Consider the following 22475-nt stretch of genomic DNA (forward strand, 5'->3'; position numbering starts at 1 on the left):
TTGTCATACTTTTGACTAGGTTTATTTCCGTTTCTTTTAGACCAATATTATACAGATTATACTAGTATAACTCAGGGTGAAATATTTTGGTAAATTGACATGGATACAATATCATCAGAATCAATCTTTTTACCCTCTCCCAAATTAGTATTTTTAAACAACACTGTAAACGCTCCAGCACCTAATTGATTTTGGGGAAACATCCGATAACAAGGAATATTAGTTAAATGGGACTGATAACTAGATAAATGACTAGCCTCCACAGCTTGAAAATGAGGAAATCTTTCTAAAAACCACTCACAAACCTGCTCATTTTCCTCAGGAGAATAGGTACAAGTCATATAAGCTAAATATCCTTGAGGAGCAACTATTTTAGCCGAATTAGCAATAATTCTTTTCTGACGATTAGCACTTTTATTAATCGCAGTAGGATGAAAACATCCCGGTGCTTTTTCTCCTTTAGCTAACAAAGACTGACCAGTACAAGGAGCATCCACAATGACTAAATTACTAGTTTCTGCAAATATTTCTCCTAAAACACTAGAATCTCGATTTAACACCACGCTTGAGTGAATTTTACAACGTTTTAAATTAGAAATTAACATTCCTAATCTTTTACCAATTACCTCATTACAAATCAGTAAATTAGGTTGAAATAATTTCCAAGCAAATATACTTTTACCACCAGGAGCAGCACACATATCAAAAATCATCGGTACTTTTTCAGAATTTTCAGCAATAGTTAACAAAATCCCAGCTGAAAATACTGAAGAAAAATCTAAACAATAAAAGTATCCTTGATGGTGGAGGGGATGTTGACCTGGTTTTTCTCCCAGTAGTAAACGGTTAACAAATTGCGGTTGCCAAACTAATGGCGTTAATGCTGGAAAAGGTATTTGTTCTGATTGATTTTCACACCAGATAATGCACGCCGAAAAAGGTTGAGGATGAACTAAAGCCTCAATAAATTTGGCTTGCTCATTGTCATTTGTAAATAAACGACGAGCCACTTTCAATAATAAATTTGAAGGCTGTACAAAGGGTTTTTCTGAAGGTTTTTGCATATACATCTTACCTATTACACTGGAGAGGTCATGATCTTTAATAATTTTCACCGAAAATTGCGCCAAGAAGCACAACTTTGGCGCGATGAGGGCATTATAAACTCTTCCCAATATGAACACATCGCTAACCGCTATCAATTTAATAAATTGGAAGAGTCCACTGGTGATAGTTTTAGCATGATTGCTATTCTGGTTGGTGGAATTTTATTAGTTTTAGGAGTAATTACCCTTGTAAGTGCAAATTGGCAAGGGTGGTCACGGGAAGTTAAGTTTATCTTATTAATGAGTTTGTTTCTGTCCACTGCTATTACTGGTTTTTTAACGTGGAGAGAACCAAAATTAGCTCTTGCTCAAGGAAAAAAAAACCAGGAGGGTAAACGCTTTTTAGGGGAAGCATTATTAATTCTGAGTGCTTTGATTTTAGGAGCAACTTTGTTTTTAATGGGGCAAATATTTAATATTAATGCTTCAGGTTCTGAGCTATTTTTAGCTTGGGGGTTTGGTGTTTTAGTCATGGCTTATAGTCTTGCTCTCAATTCTTTGGGAATTATGGCTATTATTTTAATCCAAATTGGTTATTGGTTAGGATTAGATGATTTATGGTCTTCTCCTGATAATTTAACTTGGGCAAAATTGGCTGTTAGACATATGCCTTTATTATCATGGTTGTTATTTGTTCCCTTGGCCTATATCTGTCGCTCAAGATGGATTTTTGGTCTAGGTGTAGTGGCGTTTATTTTCTCTTTACAATATAATCTCAGACCTTTACCTCTGTTGACTTTTTCTGATGTTGTTCCTTGGGTAGCTTCCTTTTCTTTAGTTTTACCTCCGGCTTTATTATGGAGTTATGATGATCTCCTATTTCCTACTATTAATTATCGGTTGTTTAAACCTTTGTCCCGGAATTTAGGTTTGATTTGTTTTGGTGTGATATTTTATTTATTGTCTTTCCGGTGGCAATGGCAAGGTTTAGAGTATAATTATTATAATCCTAATAATTTTGCTAATATTTTTCGCTCTTTACCTATTATTGATTTAGGTATTCTCAGTGGTTTAGCAGTGTTACAATGGTTGTTTTTTGTCCGTCATCGCAATAGTCCACCCAGTCGAGAGGTATTTTTTAAAATTGCTATTATTACCACTTTTCTAGGGTTTATTCTAGTTACTCCTTTTTGGCATCAAGCTATTACCAGAATTACTGAATTGGGAATTTTTATTTTCAATGTTTTATTAATTACGTTAGCTTGGGGTTTGATTCAAGAAGGTTTAAAGTTACGTCAACGGGGCTATTTTTGGTGTGGTATTCTGTTATTTACTCTGCAAATTATCAGCCGAGTTCTAGAGTATAATACTGATGTGTTGTTTAAGTCTTTAGTTTTTCTTACCTGTGGTTATTGTCTCATTGCTGCTGGGTTATGGTTTGAAAAACGGTTATCTTCTGCTAGAAAATCTAATGGTGGTAATGGTGGTAATGGTGGTAATACATATAATACTAATAAGTAGTTTGTAAGGTGCGTCACATACTAAGTATTTATCTATTCACGTAATATTTACTGTATGACGCACCCTACAACTATTAAATAATCTCTGCGGATAAATTCCTAGCTGAGTTCACATTAACAATTATTAGTTAATTTATCTTATGGAAAGTAAAAAGCCTGAAACCAATAAAACTTTAACTCCAGAAATGGAATTTTCCGAAAAGTTGACTTTTCGTGATTATTTAATTGCTATGGAACAAAAGGAAAATAAACCTTTACCTATTTGGCGTTTGGTTGCACCTTTGTTATTGCAAGTGGGGTTAATTTTGGCTGTACCTACTCAAGCAATGTACACCGATGTTACGGGTAAAACTGTGATTTTACAAACTACTTCTGTGAATGCTGATGATATTTTGTTGGGTAATTCTTTAAATTTGAATTATGATATTGATCGTCCTCAAGTTTTGCGAAAATTACCAGGTTGGAATGAATGGGTAACTAAAAATTCTCTGAGAAATAGACAAATAAATCCAGGTAGTACTTTGTATTTGATTTTACAGGAACAGCGATTTTCTAATAACAGCAATACTGTTATTTCTGATGATATGGATAGTGATTTTTCTAATGAAAATACCAGGCAAAATACTAGGAATATTTTCAGAAATAACCTCAGAAATAATCAAGGAAATAGCAATTTACCAAGGGTTTGGCGACCTGTGCGGGTAAGTAGTAATCTGCCTAATAATTTATCAAATAATCAGGTGGCTTTGAAGGGTCGTTATCAGGGTGGTTATATTAATTATGGACTAGACAATTATTATTTATCTGACCAGGAAAAACGACAAATAAATAATAATCTGGCGCAGGTTCAAGATAATGAAAATGGCAGAATTGACCCTATTTTGGTGAAGATTAAGGTTGATCCTCAAGGTAATGCTGCACCTATGAGTATGTGGATAGGCGATCGCAATTATCGTTTTGAGTAGTTAGCTATTAGCTATCAGTTGTCAGCAGTCAAGACCGACTGGGAATAAATTCCTGTGTCTTATAGCAAAAGTCATCTAAAGATGACTCAAATAACTAAATTTTCAAATTATTTAGTTTACTTTGGTAAAATGCAAGCTATTAGCCTGGAAATAAATTTCCAGGCGGGCGCGTCAGTCAAACAACTAAACCATCTGTAGCTTAAACCCCTACTGAATCCTATTCAATTTTCAAATTAAATGGTAAACGGGTATAAACTCCTTGAGGATCATTCATTTTCTGTAAAATATTCAATTCTTCTTGTAATTTTATTACTTCTTTCATCATAGGATGATTACCGGAAGATGTACTTTTTATTATCCTTAATTTAGCCTGATTTTTATCTAAATCTTTGCCAAATAAACGCTCTGTAAATGAGTTAAATTCTGGATATTCTTCTATTTCCCAATCATTACCTAATTTCGCTTCTTTGGCTGCATATTTAATCGCTACATCTAAGCCTCCAATATCATCAACTAAGCCAATTTCTTTGGCTGCTGCACCTGACCAAACTCTTCCTTGGGCAATTTCTGCTACTTTTTGAATCGGCAATTTTCGCCCTTGAGCAACTTTTTGTAAAAACATATAATAAATACGATTTACACTACGTTGATATAATGCTATTTCTTGGGCAGATTTCGGACGTGCTGCTGTTTGTGTATCTGCATATTGCGCTGTTTTTACAGAATCCCAAGTAATACCATTATTTTTACCTAATTCTTGACCATTTAATAATAATCCAAACACACCTATAGAACCCGTAATGGTGTTAGATTCGGCAAAAATGCGATTTGAGTCAGTGGCAATCCAATAACCCCCAGATGCGGCTACATCACCCATGGAAACTATCACGGGTTTCACTTGACGAGTTAATTTAATTTCTCGCTGCATAATTTCTGAAGCGGTAGCACTACCTCCAGGACTATTAATTCTTAAAATTACGGATTTAATGTTTTTATCTTGACGAATTTTACTGAATATTTTGGCATAGCGATCGCCCCCAATTTCTCCATCATCTCCTCTACCATCTACTATTTCTCCTTCTGCATAAACTACAGCAATTTTATTATCTGATTCTTGATTTACTCCTAATGGTTTTCCTGGTACTTCTGCATATTCTACCAGGCTAATTTTCTCGTATGTTTTATCTTTAACATTTTTCCCTGTTAATTTTTTCAAATCATTAATTACTTGATCTTGATACGCCACTTGATCTACTAAACCGTTACTTTTTGCTTGACTTGCTTCTAATATTGCTTGACTATCAGCGATCGCTTGCAATTTATCGGCGGGAATTTGCCGACTCTTACCTACATCTGTCCGCCATTTTCCCCACACATCATCTAATAATTTTTGTGTTTGTTCTCTATTTTCGGGACTCAATTTATCAAGTACAAATGGTTCTACTGCTCCCTTAAATTTTCCTACTCTAATCACTTGTACACCAATACCATATTTTTTTAATGCTCCCGTTAAAAACATTGGTTGGGAACTTAAACCATTTACTTCCATAGCTCCCACAGGATTAATTATCACTTGATTTGCTACAGAACTTAAATAATATTCCTGTTCACTCCAATTCGTATTATAAGCAATAATTTTTTTGCCTCTAGCGCGAAATCTTTCTAAAGCCTCCCGAATTTCTTTTAAGGAAGCATAACCAACTCCTCCGCGACTATTTCCAGATATATAAATACCAACAATACGTTTATCATTACTAGCTTTATCAATACTTTCCACTACTTTTCTCAGACTAATTTCATCTTCTTCTACACCACTTAAAGTTTTTTCCAAAAATTTACTATCATCCGGTTTACTATCAGTAATTTTCATTCCTAAATCAAATAACATAACTGATTTATCTTTCACTACTGGAGCTTTACTTTCAGAATTAGCAGCTAGTATTACTAATACTAATAATCCTAAAAAACCAATACCAGAAAAAATAGTTAATCCCAGTAAACTGCCAATTAAACTTGCAAAAGTTTGTTTCAAAAAATTATTCATGGTTAATTCATGATCCAGTGCAAAAGTGAAATTTAGTAATTACCAATTTTGTATAAATTCGGATATTGTTTGAATTGATACAAGCTACTACTAGCTGTACAGAATAGTACCGTAGTAATTTCGGCAATTAATATCTCTGTTAATTCTATAATATTTGCTTGGGATACAGCTGCTGCTTGTAAAAAAGGCATAGCTAACCCAGCGATATCTGCCCCTAAAGCTATAGCTTTAGCCACATCTAAGCCATTGCGTAAACCTCCAGAAGCAATTAAAGGGATCTGGGGAGCGATCGACCTTACACTAATAATACATTCTGCTGTGGGTATTCCCCAATCTCCAAAGGTTTTACCTAACCTTCTCTGTAACGCAGTTTCTGCCCTTTCACTCTCTACCAATGCCCAGGAAGTACCCCCTGCACCAGCAACATCAATAGCTTTTACACCAGCCATGATTAATTGCGCCGCCATATCTCCAGAAATACCATTACCTACCTCTTTAGCAATCACAGGCACGGGTAATTGTTGGCATAATTTTGATATTTTCTCCAATAAACCCCGAAAATTGACATCGCCTCTAGGTTGTATAAACTCTTGCAAAGGATTAATATGTAAAATTAGCGCGTCTGCTTCTAAAATATCAATGATTTTTAAACATTCATCCACCCCATATTTATAATTAAGTTGTACCGCCCCTAAATTAGCCAATAATAACACATCTGGCGCGTATTTTCGCATAGCAAAAGTATCCGCAACTTCCGGTTTTTCAATGATTATACGTTGTGAACCTACACCCATAGCTAACTTATATTCTTGTGCTACTTCTGCTAACCTACGGTTAATCACTCCTGCTTTTTCAGTACCTCCAGTCATCGAAGAGATTAATAAAGGCGCGCCTAAATATTTTCCTAAAAATGTTGTACTAATATCAATATCTTCGCGGTTTAATTCGGGTAAACAAACATGATCAAAACGATATTTTTCCAAACCAGTAGTTATTTCTGAAGATTGTACATTATCTTCTAAACAAATGCGAATATGATCAGCTTTACGGTTTTGTGTTTCTAAGAAAATGGTGGTATTATCTATCATAAATAATCCTCGACAGTAACTTTATTTGTAGTGCTGGCATCTTGGCTGCTAATATTCATAATATCATTTTTCTTAGTTGACTACTGAAAACTGAAAAACAATTACAGAAATTAACCACTTTTTTACACCATGACAAATTACCCCCCTAAAATTCCCTCCTGCACTTGGAAACGCCCCATTGGTTTAGGATGGGATCAACCCTACACTGCTCGCTCTTCTAGCAATCTTGATGATGGACCTTGGCATGGTGCGCCTTTAGGTGGTTTTGGAGCAGGTTGTATTGGACGCTCTTCAAAAGGTGATTTTAACCTATGGCACATTGATGGTGGAGAACATATTTTTAAAAATGTACCTAGTTGTCAATTTAGTATATTTCAATCTGGTGAAAATCATGGTGAAAAGTATAGTTTATCCTATGCTTTATCCACTCAATCACCTGATGATCATACCTTAGCAAATTGGCAATGGTATCCACCATCTGATGAACAACAAACCGGAAATTACCATGCACTTTATCCTCGCAGTTGGTTTGTATATGAAAATGTATTTCCCAGTCAATTAATTTGTGAGCAATTTTCACCCATTTGGCATCATAATTATCAAGAATCAAGTTACCCTGTCGCAGTATTTCTTTGGCACGCTCATAACCCAAATCATACACCTATTACTATTAGTATTATGCTTACTTGGGAAAATATGAGCGGTTGGTTTACTAATTCTTTAAAATCTCCTGATGTGAAAATTAGAGATGATGGCAGTCCCGTTTATGACTATCTACCTCCTTGGGGCAAAAGTGAAGGTAATTATAACTTTTTGGCTGAAAATACAGAATTTTTCGGTTGTGTTTTAGGTCAAAATATTCATGGTAATTTACAAGAAGGTAATGGTAGTTGGTGTATAGCAGTTCCTAAATTACCCAATGCAGAAATATTTTATCATTCTCGGTTTAACTGTTTAGGAAATGGTGCAGAAATTTGGCAAAATTTTAGTCAAAATGGTTCTTTATCTAATTATATAGATGAAACACCTGCCAAAGAAAATGAAAGAATTGGTGCAGCTATTACAGTACGTTTTAATTTACAACCTGGAGAAAGTTTACAAATTCCTTTTGTATTAAGTTGGGATTTTCCCATTACAGAATTTGCCGCAGGAGTCAATTACTATCGTCGTTATACAGACTTTTTTGGTACTAATGGTGAAAATGCTTGGCCAATGGCAATTCACGCAATTAAAGAATATCAAAACTGGAAAAATAACATTGAAAATTGGCAAAATTCCATCTTACAAAAATCAGATATACCTGATTGGTTCAAAATGGCATTATTCAATGAACTTTATGATCTTACCAGTGGAGGAACTCTCTGGAACACTGCATCAGAAGCTAATCCCGTGGGACAATTGGCAGTTTTAGAATGTTTAGATTATCGCTGGTATGAAAGTTTAGATGTGAGATTATATGGTTCTTTTGCCCTGTTAATGTTATTTCCTGAATTGGAAAAATCTGTAATGCGGGCTTTTGCTAAAGCCATACCTCAAAGTGATGATAAAACCCGCATTATTGGTTATTATCTAACTATTAATGCTCCTAGTGTTTTCGCCCCCAGAAAAATAGCTGGCGCAACACCCCATGATTTAGGCGCACCCAATGAATGGGTCTGGGAAAAAACCAATTATACTAGTTATCAAGATTGCAATTTATGGAAGGATCTTAGTTGTGATTTTGTTTTACAAGTATATCGAGATTTTCTATTTACTGGTGCAGATGATCTGGAGTTTTTAGCAGATTGTTGGGATGCAATTGTGCAAACTTTAGATTATTTGAAAACATTTGATCTGGATGGCGATGGTATTCCTGAAAATTCTGGCGCACCAGATCAAACTTTTGATGATTGGCGATTAAATGGTGTTAGTGCTTATTGTGGAGGTTTATGGTTAGCAGCTTTAGAAAGTGCGATCGCTATTTGTGATCTTCTCCAAAATCATCAGAATATACACAACACAAGTTATCAAAAAACTATCTATCAATCTTGGTTAGCACAATCAAAACCTATCTATGAATCAAAACTTTGGAATGGTCAATATTACCGTTTAGACAGTGAAAGTAATTCTCAAGTTGTCATGGCTGATCAACTATGTGGACAATTTTACGCTAGATTATTAAATTTACCGGATATTGTACCATTAGATCATGTTTCTTCTACCTTAAAAACAGTTTACCAGGCTTGTTTTCTTAACTTCCAAAATGGTAAATTTGGTGCTGCTAATGGTCTTTTAATCAACGGTTTACCAGAAAATCCTCAGTCTACCCATCCCCAAGAAATTTGGACTGGTATTAATTTTGGTTTAGCAGCATTTTTAATCCAAATGGGAATGAAAAATGACGGTTTATTATTAACAGAAAGGGTAGTGAAGCAAATTTATGAAAATGGTTTGCAATTCCGCACTCCTGAAGCTATCACTGCTGCGGGTACTTTTCGCGCTAGTACATACTTGCGTGCCATGGCTATTTGGTTGGTCTATTATGTACTAGTTCAATAATTATACTTAGTGCATCAATTTTTATCTATCCATATTAGATATCTGGTGGTAATTCAATAGACATAAGCTGTTGTGCTTTTAACTTGAATAATTAATACAAGCAAGATGCTTGTGCTACTGTAACTTCAGGTTTTTTAATTATACAGTGAGTGCTGCACATTAGCTTAGGAGTGAAAATTAAATGTGCGAACCCTTCTAGGAACGTTCTACAGAACGTCTCTACATTAATTAACACGAGATATCTAATGTACATAACAACCAAAGTTTTGTAGGGACAATTCATGAATTGTCCCTACGATAGTTTTCACTCCTATGTCTATTTATGATATTTGACACACCGTTAATTAACCCTACAAATCATCACTTTTTCCATAACTTCCTACACCTGTAAAAATACATATTTTCTTAATCATTTATGTTATTAGAGTTATCTTTATTACACAAAAACAGTTATTTTGGTGACAAAAATTATATCTTTTGGTATTTTTTGATTATTTCCGGAATTAATGAAGAAAATTAGTAATGGTAAGAGTTGATAAATTGAAACTGAAAACCAAATGCTGTCAGATATGTTCCTTTTGTTTTTGTAGCGATCAACAAGAGTTATCAGCAAGTTAATCATCACTGATAGTTAAGCACAAAAACATCAGCAACAAGCAGGTGGCTATCAATACAATTATCCCTGGTGTATCTCAAGTGAGTTTTTACACAGTAACCAGAGGATAAATTTCTTTAATCAGCACCACCATAGGCTGTAGCAGGGAATTTAAACTTCAACTCCCCACTCCACCTATAGCATCAATCTTTGTGTTTACATTCGTTTATGAATTTTAGGCGATTAAGCTGGTACAGCAGTAGCTCTCACGACTAAAATTACGTCGGAATTAGGTCAGAATTGGATCAAGGTCAAACGCAATTGTTATCTATGACTCGGTTTCTTAGTATAAGTTCCCGTTCAACAGTTCATTAGTAGCATAAACTTTTAAATTTGACAACCCCTTTTTCAAGAAGATTAGGAAAATCTTCGGGAAATTTTTGGCAATTTCTTTAAAGTTTCCATTAGTGGTGAAATTCGTGCCTTGGATCATGTTGAGCGATGCTTACGGAGTGCTTAAACTACCCGTGAATGACTCTCTATTACTCACAAATCAAACTATAATTAGCCTGGGAGTTATACTATAACCTCTTTAATCTGGTTTGTCAATTACTTGGCAGAATATTTTTGTCTGTAGCCATTATTAAAAATCTATGTTATTTATTATGATTTCTAATGGTTAAAACATATTTAGTATTCTTTTTTATTCCTTATCTCTACATCTATTCAACCTCAGTATCTATATTTATCGCTGTCAAGTGATTACTTTAGGGATTTTTATGATATTTATTATTACTTGATCCTAGGATAGATAAAACTGTAATTTTACCAATACTATATATTTATTAAACAATAATTACTCAGATAATTGTGATATTGGATCACAAAGTTAGTTGAAATTTGCCTATATTTCTGTAGGCAAAAAAACATTATAAAATTATTACCACGAGTTTATCCTGATACATTTTCTTCATATACTATATTAATTTATTATTAAGAATTTGCTATTAACAAATCAAAATTAACATATAATTCATATATAATTGTTTTCTATAATAAAATGATAATTGTTAATAAATTAATTATGATAATTATGTTTTTAAAATATTAATATTAATCAGATACATATCTTTAAAATCCTTACTATATAAGCATTACACAGATTTTTTTGAGAGAAAATTTATATTTTTGTTAGACATAAAGTAGATATATTATTTATTTTATTTTTATAATTAGTTGAAACTAATATTACAAACTATGGTTTTTTTGTCCAAGCAAGATGACAATAAAACCCATAGTTTTTTACTTAATACGACCATAATAGCAGGTGGGAATCAGATTGAAATGAGGGGTGACACCCCCCATTTTTTCATAGATATTGGCTCAAGTCTAAGCATTGCAAGATATTATGGGATTACTAGATATCTTCAGTAAAAATAACTGTAATATTATTGATTTACTAGATGACATTAGCGAAAAAAAATAGTATAAATAAAAATATAGCTTTGGGAATAGAGAAATTCATGGTTTTCCTGACTCCATGTAATTATTACGCGCTTTTACTTATGAGCGTTTTAATGCATGGTAAGAAGTTATACAGCAGTAACTAAGGAAAAAAGTGAAATTAAAACTCGCAAAGTTTCCCAACTCAGTAAGTGCGTCTGGAAAAGCCATTTTGGGGCTTTTGATTCCCTTAAGGATAAAACCTTAGAGAAAATCACGGCATATTACAGACTTGATTAAAAACGGTCAGGTTTTAAATCACAGGTCAGCAACATGAACAACATCATCAGGTCAAATGCAATTGGTAAGGTCAACCAGAGGGAAATTTTAGGGATAAAATTCTCTAATTTTGCGTTCCGTCGGTTATGTAATTCCATTAGCAGTTTAATTTCTTTAATCTTAAGAACGGTAAAAACGGTCAATTTATCAAAAGCGGCCGAAAGTATTCACATAGGAATTAAAAACCAAGACAATAGGGATCAATCCTTAGTCAGAAGCCCTCAGATAAAAATCCTAGTTAGTCAGCATCAAATACAGGAAAAATCCACAGAGATATTAGGGATGAAGATGACTAGGAGTAGCAGTAAAAAAACAGTAATTGAGAGGTTAAGGAATTTACCTATTGCCAGGGATATTAATATTTTGAAAATTTTCAACATCTGCCATTTATTAATTATCTACGGCAAAATCCAGGATTTGATCTGGTATTTAACGGTGAGGATGAGTAATTTACGACTGAGTATTTAACATTGGTTTTCTATCGTCTAAACTTCATTCCCTAAAGATTAAAGTTATTCCTCAAACAGATATTTGAGGCAGTAATTTAGGGAGTAAATTGTTGATCTAATAAGGATCATAAACATTGTACAAACTAGTAAAATGAAAACAATCAAGATTATGAATCAAGATATTACTGGAACTAACCATAAATTAGAAACAAAAATCCATCCTGAACAACTAGATCAAGTAGTAGAGGCTATTCTTGCAGGAAAATATTCTTGGGCTTGTGTTTTAATGTTAAAGTTTGTTGGTTATAATCCTATGCACTATATTCCTTATCGTACTTATAATCGAATAGTTAAAGAAAATTCCCAAATGAGTAAATCCAGTGGGAAAATTAATGAAAAAGAGAAGAAAAATGAAGGTAATATTGCACCTCGATGTTTAAGTAAAATTAAAGATATTGCTTATCGAGAAGTGGGAGGTAAGCAGAAGACAGAGGTAGCTAGTAATACTAGAGAAAAGTTATCAGCTTAAGATCACAAAATAATACAACATCCCCGACTTCTTAGATCACGATAAAAAAGAAGTCGTGGATTTGGAATACCAGAAAATATCTAACTTATTATAGAAGTCAAAAATTTTGTTTTTGGCTTCTTGTTATTTTTTTGATCTATTATAAAGTTATTGTAAAGATTTGATGAATTTTTGATGAAGTTTTAATTTATAATCAAAATTTTATTGCATTATAGGAACATACAAGAAAGTTAGACAGTAACTATTAAGGTTTTTAAGGCTTTGTCACATTTTCAACTAAGTTAACAATAGTAGTTATGATGAGGCAGTGAAATTATTTGATTATTAATTTCACTCAAAATTTCACTCAAATTATTTGACTGCATGATTTATAACTCAATTCTAATTGTAATTTAATTCTATAACTATCTATAACTATAAATTGCTAATGAATGGCTATGTCAGTTCATTACAGTTGATATATGGATACTAGTCGAGTAAAGGTTGTTATCAAATACAGCACATTCCATCTACATGAGGTACACTATGAACACAGCAAGATGCCTGTTTTACAAGGGTTTTATCATTAACCTTTGTACCTCATAATAACGGAAACTGCTGTAAGAGTTTTAAAAATCTGGTTCATATATTTTGTAGTTTGCCATCAGTTTCCCAAAATTTCTGGCCTATTCCTATGATTTAGGGATACAAGTTATTCATGTGATTTGATTGTGGTGTTACCTCTGTTAAAATTGTCAAGTTTGCATTTCATGAAACATAAAATATCTGTCTATAAAACATGAAAGATATGACAAATGACAGTTTGACAGTTTAAATCATCAATATTGACTAAGTCATTTAGAAGGTAATTATTAATATGTCATTTTCTGTGAATAATTCTGTTATTGAAGAATACAATTTTGATGTTAATGATGCTTATGAAAGTAAGTTTTTAACACCTTTTCAACGTAAGGCTTTACTCAAAAGTTTACAAGGTGATTTACAACCAGAATATCGGCGAAGAATTTACATTATGTTATTAGCAGATATGGGAAAAACCCAAAGTAATATTTGTGAAATTGTGGGTTGTTCTCAAGAAATGGCGCGTTATTGGATAGGAATTGCTGAAGTTGGTATGGCACATAAATGGAATCAAAGACCCATAGGAAGACCGAAAATAGTTAGTTCTGAATATATAGCAAGATTGCAGGAATTAGTAAGTAATAGTCCGCGTGAATATGGTTATGCTTTTGGTGATTGGACTGCCCAATGGTTGAGTAAACATTTAGCGAGAGAGTTGGGTATTAAAATTAGCGATCGCCATATTAATCGTTTATTAAAAAAAATGGGATTAGCTACTAGAAAGAAAAATTATGAACAACAAAAACATCTGGAACATCTAGAAAATCACAATTTAGCTGTAAAAATTGCTGATTTACAACCTGAAAATCAATCTAGTTTATATTGGTCTTTTAATTTATTACCACATCATCAATAAAAAGGATAATTTTAGATCGTTGATATTTCTAGCTGAATATTTTGGAGGGTAGAAAATGCTGGCAGATTTTTCACATACACAATTATTTCAGTATATTCAAGAAATTTTTGGCAATTTAGTTTCAGATCAAGTAGTAGCTGAATCTATAAGAGATGTAGAAATTATTGAACCACCTGTAGCTAAACAATTTTGGCAATCTGATACAGCTAAACCGGGAATTTATATTGTTTTATCAGGTAAAGTGAGATTGTTAGATAGTAGTAATAATTTAATTACTACTTTAACTCCAGGCTTATCTTTTGGACATTTGACATTATTTCCTGAACAGAATTTTACTAGTTATGTTGCTAGGGCATCTGTGAATTTAAAAATTGCTTATCTTCCCCAAGATAGGTTAAGAAAACTGATGTTAAAATTTCCTTTATTGCGCGATCGCTTCCTGGAAAAATCAGAAATTCAAAATTCAACTCCCAACTCAGAAATTGAACATTTAGAAATTACTGATCATTCACAACCTGCACAAATTCCTCTTCCTCCTAGTCATCATAAAAAGTATCATAACCTGACTGTTTTACCACCATTGCCATCATCAAAACCGCCCAAAAAATCTGCTTCATACCTTATTTATCCTACTATTGCCGCCACAAATTGGTGGCGAAAAATTACCCAAAGATATCCATTTTTTGCCCAACAAAGTGCAGCCGATTGTGGCGCAGCTTGTTTAGTTATGATTAGTCGTTATTGGGGTAAAAATTCCAGTATTAATAAAATACGGGATTTAACGAACATTAGCCGTAATGGTGCATCCATGAGAAGTTTAAGTGCAGCAGCAGAAACTATTGGTTTTACCACTAGACCGGTAAAAGCGAGTTTAGATAAATTTGCGGAACAAGAATTACCAGCGATCGCCCATTGGGAAGGTAGACATTACATAGTAGTATATAAAATTACTAAAAAATATGTTATTGTTGCCGATCCTGCTATTGGACAAAGACAAATTAGTTTAGATGAATTTCAAGCGAGTTGGACAGGGTATGCATTATTATTACAACCCACCAATTTACTCAAAGAAACACCAGAAGCTAGTAGTCCATTTTGGCAATTATTCGATTTAGTTAAACCACATTTTCAAGTAATTTTAGAAGTATTTATTGCTTCTATATTAATTCAAATTTTTGGATTAGTAACACCATTATTTACACAACTTTTACTAGATAGAGTCATTGTCCAAGGTAGCACATTAACCTTAAATACCGTTGGCTTAGGACTATTAATTTTTAGCCTATTTAGAGTAACAATTAATGGACTAAGACAATATTTATTAGACCATACAGCGAACCGTATTAGTGTAGCCTTAATGGTAGGTTTTATTAAACATACATTTCGTTTACCATTATCATTTTTTGAATCACGTTATGTAGGTGATATTATCTCCCGTGTGCAAGAAAATCAAAAAATTCAAAGGTTTTTAACAGGAGAAGCATTATCTATCAGCTTAGATTTATTAACAGTATTTATTTATGTAGGATTGATGCTTTTATATAGTCCACCCATGGCAGCCATGACCTTAGCAATTATTCCGCCATTTGTATTATTAACATTATTTGCCACACCATTTTTACGGCGAATTAATCGAGAAGTTTTCACTGCGGGAACAGAAGAAAATAGTTATTTAATTCAAAGTTTAACTGGTATTTCTTCCATTCGTGCCATGGCCATTGAACAAACAGTAAGATGGCATTGGGAAGAACTGTTAAATAAATTAATCAAAAAGAATTTCAAAGGGCAAATTATCAGCAATCAATTACAATTAATTAGTAGTACAATTCAATCTTTAGTAAGTACAGGATTATTATGGTTTGGTGCATATTTAGTCATTCAAAATCAACTAACAATCGGGCAATTAGTAGCATTTAATATGTTATTAAGTAACATTATTCAACCATTTCAAAGATTAATCATCTTATGGAATCAACTACAAGAAGTCATGGTAGCTACAGAAAGAATAAACGACATTTTAGAAGCAGAACCAGAAGAAGATTTAGAAAATAAGCCTAGACAATATTTAAGTACATTAACCGGGAGTATTAAATTTGATAACGTCACATTTCGCTATCATAAAGAAAGTGAAATTAACGTTTTAGAAAATCTCAGTTTTGAAATATTACCAGAACAAACAGTAGCAGTAGTAGGAAGAAGTGGATCAGGAAAAACCACATTATCAAAATTGATTTTAGGATTATATTTACCGACAGATGGGAGAATTTTAATTGATAATCAAGATATAACTAGTATTGCCTTAATGTCATTGCGATCGCAAATAGGAGTAGTAGATCAAGACACATTTTTATTTGGCGGAACAATTCGAGAAAATATTAGTATAGCCCATCCTGAAGCCAGCTTATCACAAATTATAGAAGTGTCAGAACTTGCAGGGGCAGATGAATTTATAAAAAGGATGCCAATGGGTTATGAAACACAAATTGGAGAAGGGGGAGGAATGCTATCAGGAGGACAACGACAAAGGTTAGCGATCGCCAGGGCATTAATCGGAAATCCTCGAGTTTTAATATTAGATGAAGCTACCAGTCATTTAGATGCAGAATCAGAAAGAATCATTCAACAAAACCTCAAAAAGATATTAAAAGGACGCACAAGTGTAATCATTGCCCATCGTCTTTCTACAGTACGTCATGCCGACCTAATTCTCGTTCTAGATCGCGGTATTTTAGTCGAAAGTGGTACTCATGAACAACTAATTAATAAAAAAGGTCATTACTTCTATCTTAACCAACAACAATTAGCCGACAAAACTAACACTAAAACCAGCTAAATACCTTAGTAAATACTAGTAAATATCTTGTTTATTACCATGCCAAACATAATTTACACATCAAGAAATAATATATTTCACCTGGATCAAACCAGCAATACTACATTCAAAAAAACTAGCGAAACCAATAGTAAAATTAATAAAGATTGGTATTATGGCACAGAAGAATTATTAGATAGTCTACCAAAAGCATGGACAAGATCCATGTTGTATTTTCTCATAACTTTCACCACCATAATTGTACCTTGGACAATGTTTAGTCAAGTAGATGAAACAGGAAAGGCCATAGGGAGAATAGAACCAAAAGGTGCAACACAAAAATTAGATAGCATAGTCACAGGAAACATAATTTCTGTAAACGTCAAAGAAGGATCAATAGTTGAAACTGGACAAGTTTTATTACAAATAGACTCTCAACCTATTACAACAGAAATTGCTCAAAACAAAGCAAAATTAGAAGCATTAATTAGCAGACAGTCTCAACTAGAAATTATCAAAAATCAAGTTTTATTAGCTATTAACATTCAAAGACAACAAAACCAGTCTCAAGCATTAGAAAAAATGGCAGAAGTTAGTCAAAGAGAACAAGATTTTCAAAATAAACAAAATATTTATATATCGCAAAAACTAGAAAAAAATGCTCAAATTGAACAAATCAAACAGAATATCAAATCTACAGAAATAGCCTATAGAATAGCAAGTAGTAGACTAGCTAGAGATATGGCAGAAACAGCGCGTTATCAGTTGCTATTAAAAGAAGGGATAATTGCCAAAACGAAAATAATAGAACTAGAAAAAATTGCCGAAGAAAGTAAAAGATTACAACAAGAAGCAAAATTTAATATTGCCACTGCAAAATTGCGACTAGAAGAAGAAATTAGTCGTTCTCAAACTCTCATAACTCAATTAAAATCAGATATTTACCAAGCAAAACTACGCTTACAACAAGAACAAAATAGTTATCAAAGCCTCCTCCAATCTAGTAAATTAACATTACTAAAAAATCAAGAACAACTCAAAGATATTCAAAATCAAATCACAACAATTAAATCAGAAATTATCCAGAATAAAACCCAAATAGCAGCATTAAACGTACAATTAAATCAGCGCATCATCCGTTCACCAATTAATGGCACAATTTTTGAATTACCCATTGCTAAACCTGGTGCAGTAGTGCAAACAGGACAAATGTTAGCCCAAATTGCCCCCAAAAATGCCGAACTAATTTTAAAAGCTAAACTCCCAAATCAACATAGTGGTTTTGTTAAAGTAGGAATGCCAGTCAAAATCAAATTTGATGCTTATCCATTTCAAGAATATGGCATATTAAATGGCCGGGTGAGTTGGATTTCGCCAAACTCAAAAATCACAGAAAATAGTATGAATACCACAGAAAACTATCAAATAGAAATTAGTTTACAACAAACTTATTTTCCATCAGGTAAACAAAGAATTTTCATTACACCTGGACAAACAGCCACAGCAGAAGTTATTATTCGTCAACGTCGAGTTATTGATTTTATTCTTGATCCCTTTAAGAAACTACAAAAAACAGGATTAGAACTTTAACAAATAACAAAACCGTTAGATCCCGGACTTCTCTAAGAAGTCCGGGATCTTACTTGCTTAGTCCGGGATCTTACTTGCTTAATGAAAGACAAAATTCACTAAATAATGTCTAAAATACAGGACATTTCTATGCAACATTTAAATCCATTATCAGAGAATCATGTCAGAATATAAGCATCAACATTAATAAAGATTGAGAGGATATTAAAATGAATCGAATAGCAATTTATGACTTACATCCTTATCATTTAGAAACCTTTATTAAGGATTTAGAAACAACAGAAATCAGATTCTTAATAGGAGGAATATCTTGGGGTAGTTATCCTAATTTTGGACTAACTCCTAATCTAACTCCTAATATTTATATCAGCACAATTTATGATGGAGTGAATACCATATCAAACACCTATGAAGGTGCAGGTAGCTATCATGATAACAAAATCAACACCATAGATTATTCTCGCACTACTAATGCTTGGATATATACTTAATATTTTTTGCAAATTCTCCGCATTCTCGTGACATTCTCATAACTCTTGATGAGGAAATAAGATAATGGCTACCATTGTAATTTCTGACTTACAACCTATTGATTTAAAAATATTCTTACAGGACTTAAATTCAGCGCAAACACAAGAAATATTAGGTAGTAGTCTTATCCCTTTATGGCGTTCTTCTGATGTTCAATTAAATACATTTTATGATGGCATAAATAACCGCGAAACATCATATAAAGGTCCATTCAGTTTCTATGAAAATAAGATTTTTACAGTTGATTTTGCCAGAACAGCTATTTATTTAGTTATCTGAACATTTACCCAAGAATTGTTAGTTAATAAATTCACATTTTTAAATAACTCATGATCATAAGCTGATGTGCAGCACTCACTGTATAACTAAAAAACCTAAAATTACTGTAGTGGAAGCATCTTGCTTGCATCTATTATCCATAGGACTTACGCAAGTGTCACACTAAAAAATCTGTTGTAGAGTGCGTCAGATATGAACAATTTGGTTATTTACATGATTTATACTGTCTGACGTGGTTGGTGGTCGAACCACGCCCTACCAATGTGTCAGTTGCGTAAGTCCCGATCCAAATTAAAAGCACAACAGCTTATCCCTGAATTATCTATAAATTTAGGGATATTATTTTGGTATTTATATAAGAAGTTTGGTAATTATTCAGCTATTGGTAATCAGTAATCAGCGAATAGCAGCAATAACAAGAATTAACAAATTTTAATTTCACATCATATTTAATTTGAAAGAATGTTATCTACATCCGTTTGTTTCTATTAAAAGATTTCAGCATAGCTGACGGCTGAATGCGTAAAAGTTTTGTTATAAAATCCTCACTAACCAAATTAAATCAGCTATAAATTGTCTGATAAATTACCTAAAAAAAATTCAAAAATTGACATAATTCATCCAGAATAAGCCAAATGCTATTTGAGTATTAATCTAATTATTAGTGCCTATATTAGTGCCTATATTTAGTGTCTCAAGATTATCAGGGTGTAATTTACAATGAACACCATATTGAGAAAATATATGCGCTATCATATTTATGGACAAAAACGGGATTTTCCCATTGCTACAACAATTAAAGTTTTCACTCTAACGTTTTTTTTTTGGAACTTTAATTTTTTGTGGTTTTTCTATAGGTTTATTCATGATTTCATATCTTACATCCAACTTAAACACTATTCCTTCTACCTCAACGACTGGTACTAAGTAGGTTGGGTTAAATAACCCAACTTACAAATTATATGTTGGGTTATTTAACCCAACATAATAAATATTTAATTAGGGCTTGATGAAAACATATAAAACCCAGACAAATCAAAGTTTCAGGCTGATAAGCACAGAAAATGGGTGCAAGGGTTTTGAGGAGTATAGTACCAAAATAAAGGATTTTTAGTCTGAGAAATCAAAATTTTCAAATACAAAAAACTCCTTGAACTCCTGAACCGAAGCTCTGCCATAGCGTCTCCTGACTCCTTGATCTCCTTAGCCTTAACGAAAGGACTTTTTGGTGCAAACGCTAATTAACTTTTTTCGTTGGTTTAGCAATTTCTTGCTGATAAAAACGAACTACCTGCTGGACATAATTACCAGTAAAACCTTTGTTACAACCAGTATAATTACCCGTCATCCACCAACAAGCAGCACCACGCACAGCAGCATTTTCATTATTGTTATTAGCGGCAAATTGGTTATTTAACTCACGAGAAACGATACAAGAAACCACTTGACGAGTTAATTTTGGATCATTTTCAAATTGACTTACTGATAACTCTTTTTTCAAACAATTTTTACTCCAACCTTTGAGAGTTTCTGGTTTAATTTGCCATTCTGTATGATATCCAGGATTTGGCTTTTTTGATTTAGGTGCAGCTAGTCTTAATGCTTCTACCATAGCAGAAATTTGGGCATTAGAAACAGTTTTTTTAGTCTGTTGTTGTGCTTGGGTTATGGTAGGTAAAAACCCGAAATTTATAGTTATGATACCAAATATTAATGCGATCGCTTTTTTGTTCATGATTTGGAAATTATTGATCATTTTCAAACTTATTAAAGTTATCAAAGTTATTATACTATAACAATGAACAACAAGATACCCGACTTCTTTAAGAAGTCGGGTATCTGAATCTTAACTCACCAAGTTTTCAATATCAGAAGTTTTAGTAGGTAATGCTGCGGTTAAAACCTCCCTACCAGAAGTAGTAACTAAAACATCATCTTCAATTCTAATTCCCCGCACATCCGCAAATTGTGCCAACCTTTCCCAATTAACTAAATATTGATATTGATTTCTAATTTTGGGATCATTTAAAATTGCCGGAACTTGATAAAAACCCGGTTCAATAGTCACTAACATTCCTGGTAATAAAGGACGATTTAAACGTAAATAACTCAAACCAAATCTACTACTTCTTTCCCTGCCTAAATCATATCCTGCCAAATCTCCCAAATCTTCCATATCATGTACATCTAAACCTAATAAATGTCCAATACCATGAGGGAAAAATAAAGCATGAAGATCCATTTTTACCAAATCTTCTGGCTTACCTCTTAAAATACCTAAATTAACCAAACCTTCAGCGATAATTTTAGCTGCTAAAAGATGAATTTCCGCATATTCTACCCCAGGAAATATATTAGCAATACAAGCATCATGGGCAGTTAAAACAATATCATAAATATCCTTTTGTGTAGGTGAAAATTTACCAGAAACAGGCCAGGTTCTAGTAATATCACTTGCCCAACCATTGGCCGTTTCTGCACCCACATCAGCTAATAATAAATCACCTGATTTAATAGCATGATGATAATGTTGATTATGCAAAATTTCACCATGTACAGTGACAATACTAGAATAAGCAGTAGTCATATTTTCACTGATAATTACTGCTTCCATAGCTGCACGAATTTCTGCTTCTAAACTAGCTGCACGGGTAACTTTCATACCTTTTTTATGCGCTGCAATACTCACATTGACAGCTTTTTTTAATTCTATTAATGCCATATCATCATGACAGAGACGTAAAGAAATAATCGCTTTAGCTAATTCTAAATCTCTACCTGTTAATGGCTGTTGTGGTAAAATAAATCTATTTAAAATTTGTGTTTGTTGTGTCCAAGTTGCAGCATCTTGTACAGGAATAGTAGCAATATTTTCTAAATCATTGATTATTGTTAATTGTTCTACTAATTCTGTCATGGGTTTAGCATCATCTGCACCAATTTTAGCTGCTATTTCTTCTCGATTAGGTGCTGCACCATGCCATAAATTATTACTAGGATGGGGGTCATCCATAAACAGTTGCATATTGCCCCTTTCTAGGACTATGGCGGCGTTTTCTAGGGGAATACCTGCAAAATAAAGGAAATGACTATTAGCGCGGTAAGGATACTTATTTGCGGGGAAATTGCGCGGACTGCTAATACCTGACCACAAAATGGCGGGAAAATCAATTAATTGGCCGAGTTGGTGACGACGAAAACGGAGTATTTCTGAGAGATTCTTGTTCATA

15 protein-coding genes are annotated in these 22475 nt (G+C 33.2%); 10 read left to right on the plus strand and 5 right to left on the minus strand.

What is annotated here, in order from left to right:
- Window positions 1-71: 71 nt before the first annotated feature.
- On the minus strand, window positions 72-1064 hold the full coding sequence (locus H6F32_RS00855) for an RsmB/NOP family class I SAM-dependent RNA methyltransferase (protein WP_190367439.1): 993 nt from the start codon (window positions 1062-1064) through the stop codon (window positions 72-74).
- 30 nt (window positions 1065-1094) lie between these two features.
- Here H6F32_RS00855 and H6F32_RS00860 point away from each other — a divergent pair, with 30 nt between their 5' ends.
- Window positions 1095-2567, plus strand: coding sequence for a DUF2157 domain-containing protein (locus H6F32_RS00860; protein WP_190367440.1), 1473 nt, complete (start codon window positions 1095-1097; stop codon window positions 2565-2567).
- A gap of 139 nt (window positions 2568-2706) precedes the next feature.
- A complete protein-coding gene (locus tag H6F32_RS00865) occupies window positions 2707-3531 on the plus strand; it encodes a GDYXXLXY domain-containing protein (RefSeq protein WP_190367441.1) in 825 nt (274 codons plus the stop codon).
- Window positions 3532-3748: 217 nt separating this feature from the next.
- Here H6F32_RS00865 and sppA read toward each other — a convergent pair whose 3' ends face one another.
- Both sppA and fni read right to left on the minus strand, forming a co-directional pair.
- Entirely contained in the window at window positions 3749-5575 is a 1827-nt protein-coding gene (sppA, locus tag H6F32_RS00870) for a signal peptide peptidase SppA (protein WP_190367442.1), read from the minus strand.
- 32 nt (window positions 5576-5607) lie between these two features.
- Window positions 5608-6663 (minus strand): type 2 isopentenyl-diphosphate Delta-isomerase, encoded by a 1056-nt coding sequence (fni, locus tag H6F32_RS00875; RefSeq protein ID WP_190367443.1) that lies wholly within the window; start codon window positions 6661-6663, stop codon window positions 5608-5610.
- A gap of 129 nt (window positions 6664-6792) precedes the next feature.
- On the opposite strand from fni, the gene H6F32_RS00880 reads away from it, so the two are divergent.
- The 8 genes from H6F32_RS00880 to H6F32_RS00915 all read left to right on the plus strand — a co-directional run bounded on the left by H6F32_RS00880 (window position 6793) and on the right by H6F32_RS00915 (window position 19245).
- Entirely contained in the window at window positions 6793-9201 is a 2409-nt protein-coding gene (locus tag H6F32_RS00880) for a GH116 family glycosyl hydrolase (RefSeq protein WP_190367444.1), read from the plus strand.
- Between the two features lie 2371 nt (window positions 9202-11572).
- Window positions 11573-12046 carry a hypothetical protein gene (locus tag H6F32_RS00885; protein WP_190367445.1) on the plus strand — a complete coding sequence of 158 codons (474 nt, stop codon included), beginning with the start codon at window positions 11573-11575 and terminating at the stop codon, window positions 12044-12046.
- Between the two features lie 132 nt (window positions 12047-12178).
- Entirely contained in the window at window positions 12179-12556 is a 378-nt protein-coding gene (locus H6F32_RS00890; RefSeq protein ID WP_242031008.1) for a HetP family heterocyst commitment protein, read from the plus strand.
- A gap of 856 nt (window positions 12557-13412) precedes the next feature.
- The gene (locus tag H6F32_RS00895; protein ID WP_190367446.1) at window positions 13413-14033 is read left to right on the plus strand and encodes a helix-turn-helix domain-containing protein; all 621 of its coding nucleotides are present in this window, start codon (window positions 13413-13415) and stop codon (window positions 14031-14033) included.
- 55 nt (window positions 14034-14088) lie between these two features.
- Complete coding sequence (locus tag H6F32_RS00900; protein ID WP_190367447.1) at window positions 14089-16866, plus strand: peptidase domain-containing ABC transporter; 2778 nt, start codon at window positions 14089-14091, stop codon at window positions 16864-16866.
- Window positions 16867-16905: 39 nt separating this feature from the next.
- Window positions 16906-18435 (plus strand): HlyD family efflux transporter periplasmic adaptor subunit, encoded by a 1530-nt coding sequence (locus tag H6F32_RS00905; RefSeq protein WP_190367448.1) that lies wholly within the window; start codon window positions 16906-16908, stop codon window positions 18433-18435.
- Between the two features lie 209 nt (window positions 18436-18644).
- Window positions 18645-18926 carry a hypothetical protein gene (locus tag H6F32_RS00910; protein WP_190367449.1) on the plus strand — a complete coding sequence of 94 codons (282 nt, stop codon included), beginning with the start codon at window positions 18645-18647 and terminating at the stop codon, window positions 18924-18926.
- Window positions 18927-18990: 64 nt separating this feature from the next.
- Window positions 18991-19245, plus strand: coding sequence for a hypothetical protein (locus tag H6F32_RS00915; RefSeq protein ID WP_190367450.1), 255 nt, complete (start codon window positions 18991-18993; stop codon window positions 19243-19245).
- 1237 nt (window positions 19246-20482) lie between these two features.
- Here H6F32_RS00915 and H6F32_RS00920 read toward each other — a convergent pair.
- Window positions 20483-21001: a hypothetical protein gene (locus tag H6F32_RS00920; RefSeq protein ID WP_242031009.1), complete on the minus strand. Its 519-nt coding sequence runs from the start codon at window positions 20999-21001 to the stop codon at window positions 20483-20485.
- A 90-nt stretch (window positions 21002-21091) separates the two neighbouring features.
- Window positions 21092-22474 (minus strand): aminopeptidase P family protein, encoded by a 1383-nt coding sequence (locus tag H6F32_RS00925; RefSeq protein WP_190367451.1) that lies wholly within the window; start codon window positions 22472-22474, stop codon window positions 21092-21094.
- Window position 22475: the final 1 nt, after the last annotated feature.

The organism is Anabaena sp. FACHB-1237, assembly GCF_014696225.1.
Taxonomy (GTDB): domain Bacteria; phylum Cyanobacteriota; class Cyanobacteriia; order Cyanobacteriales; family Nostocaceae; genus FACHB-1237.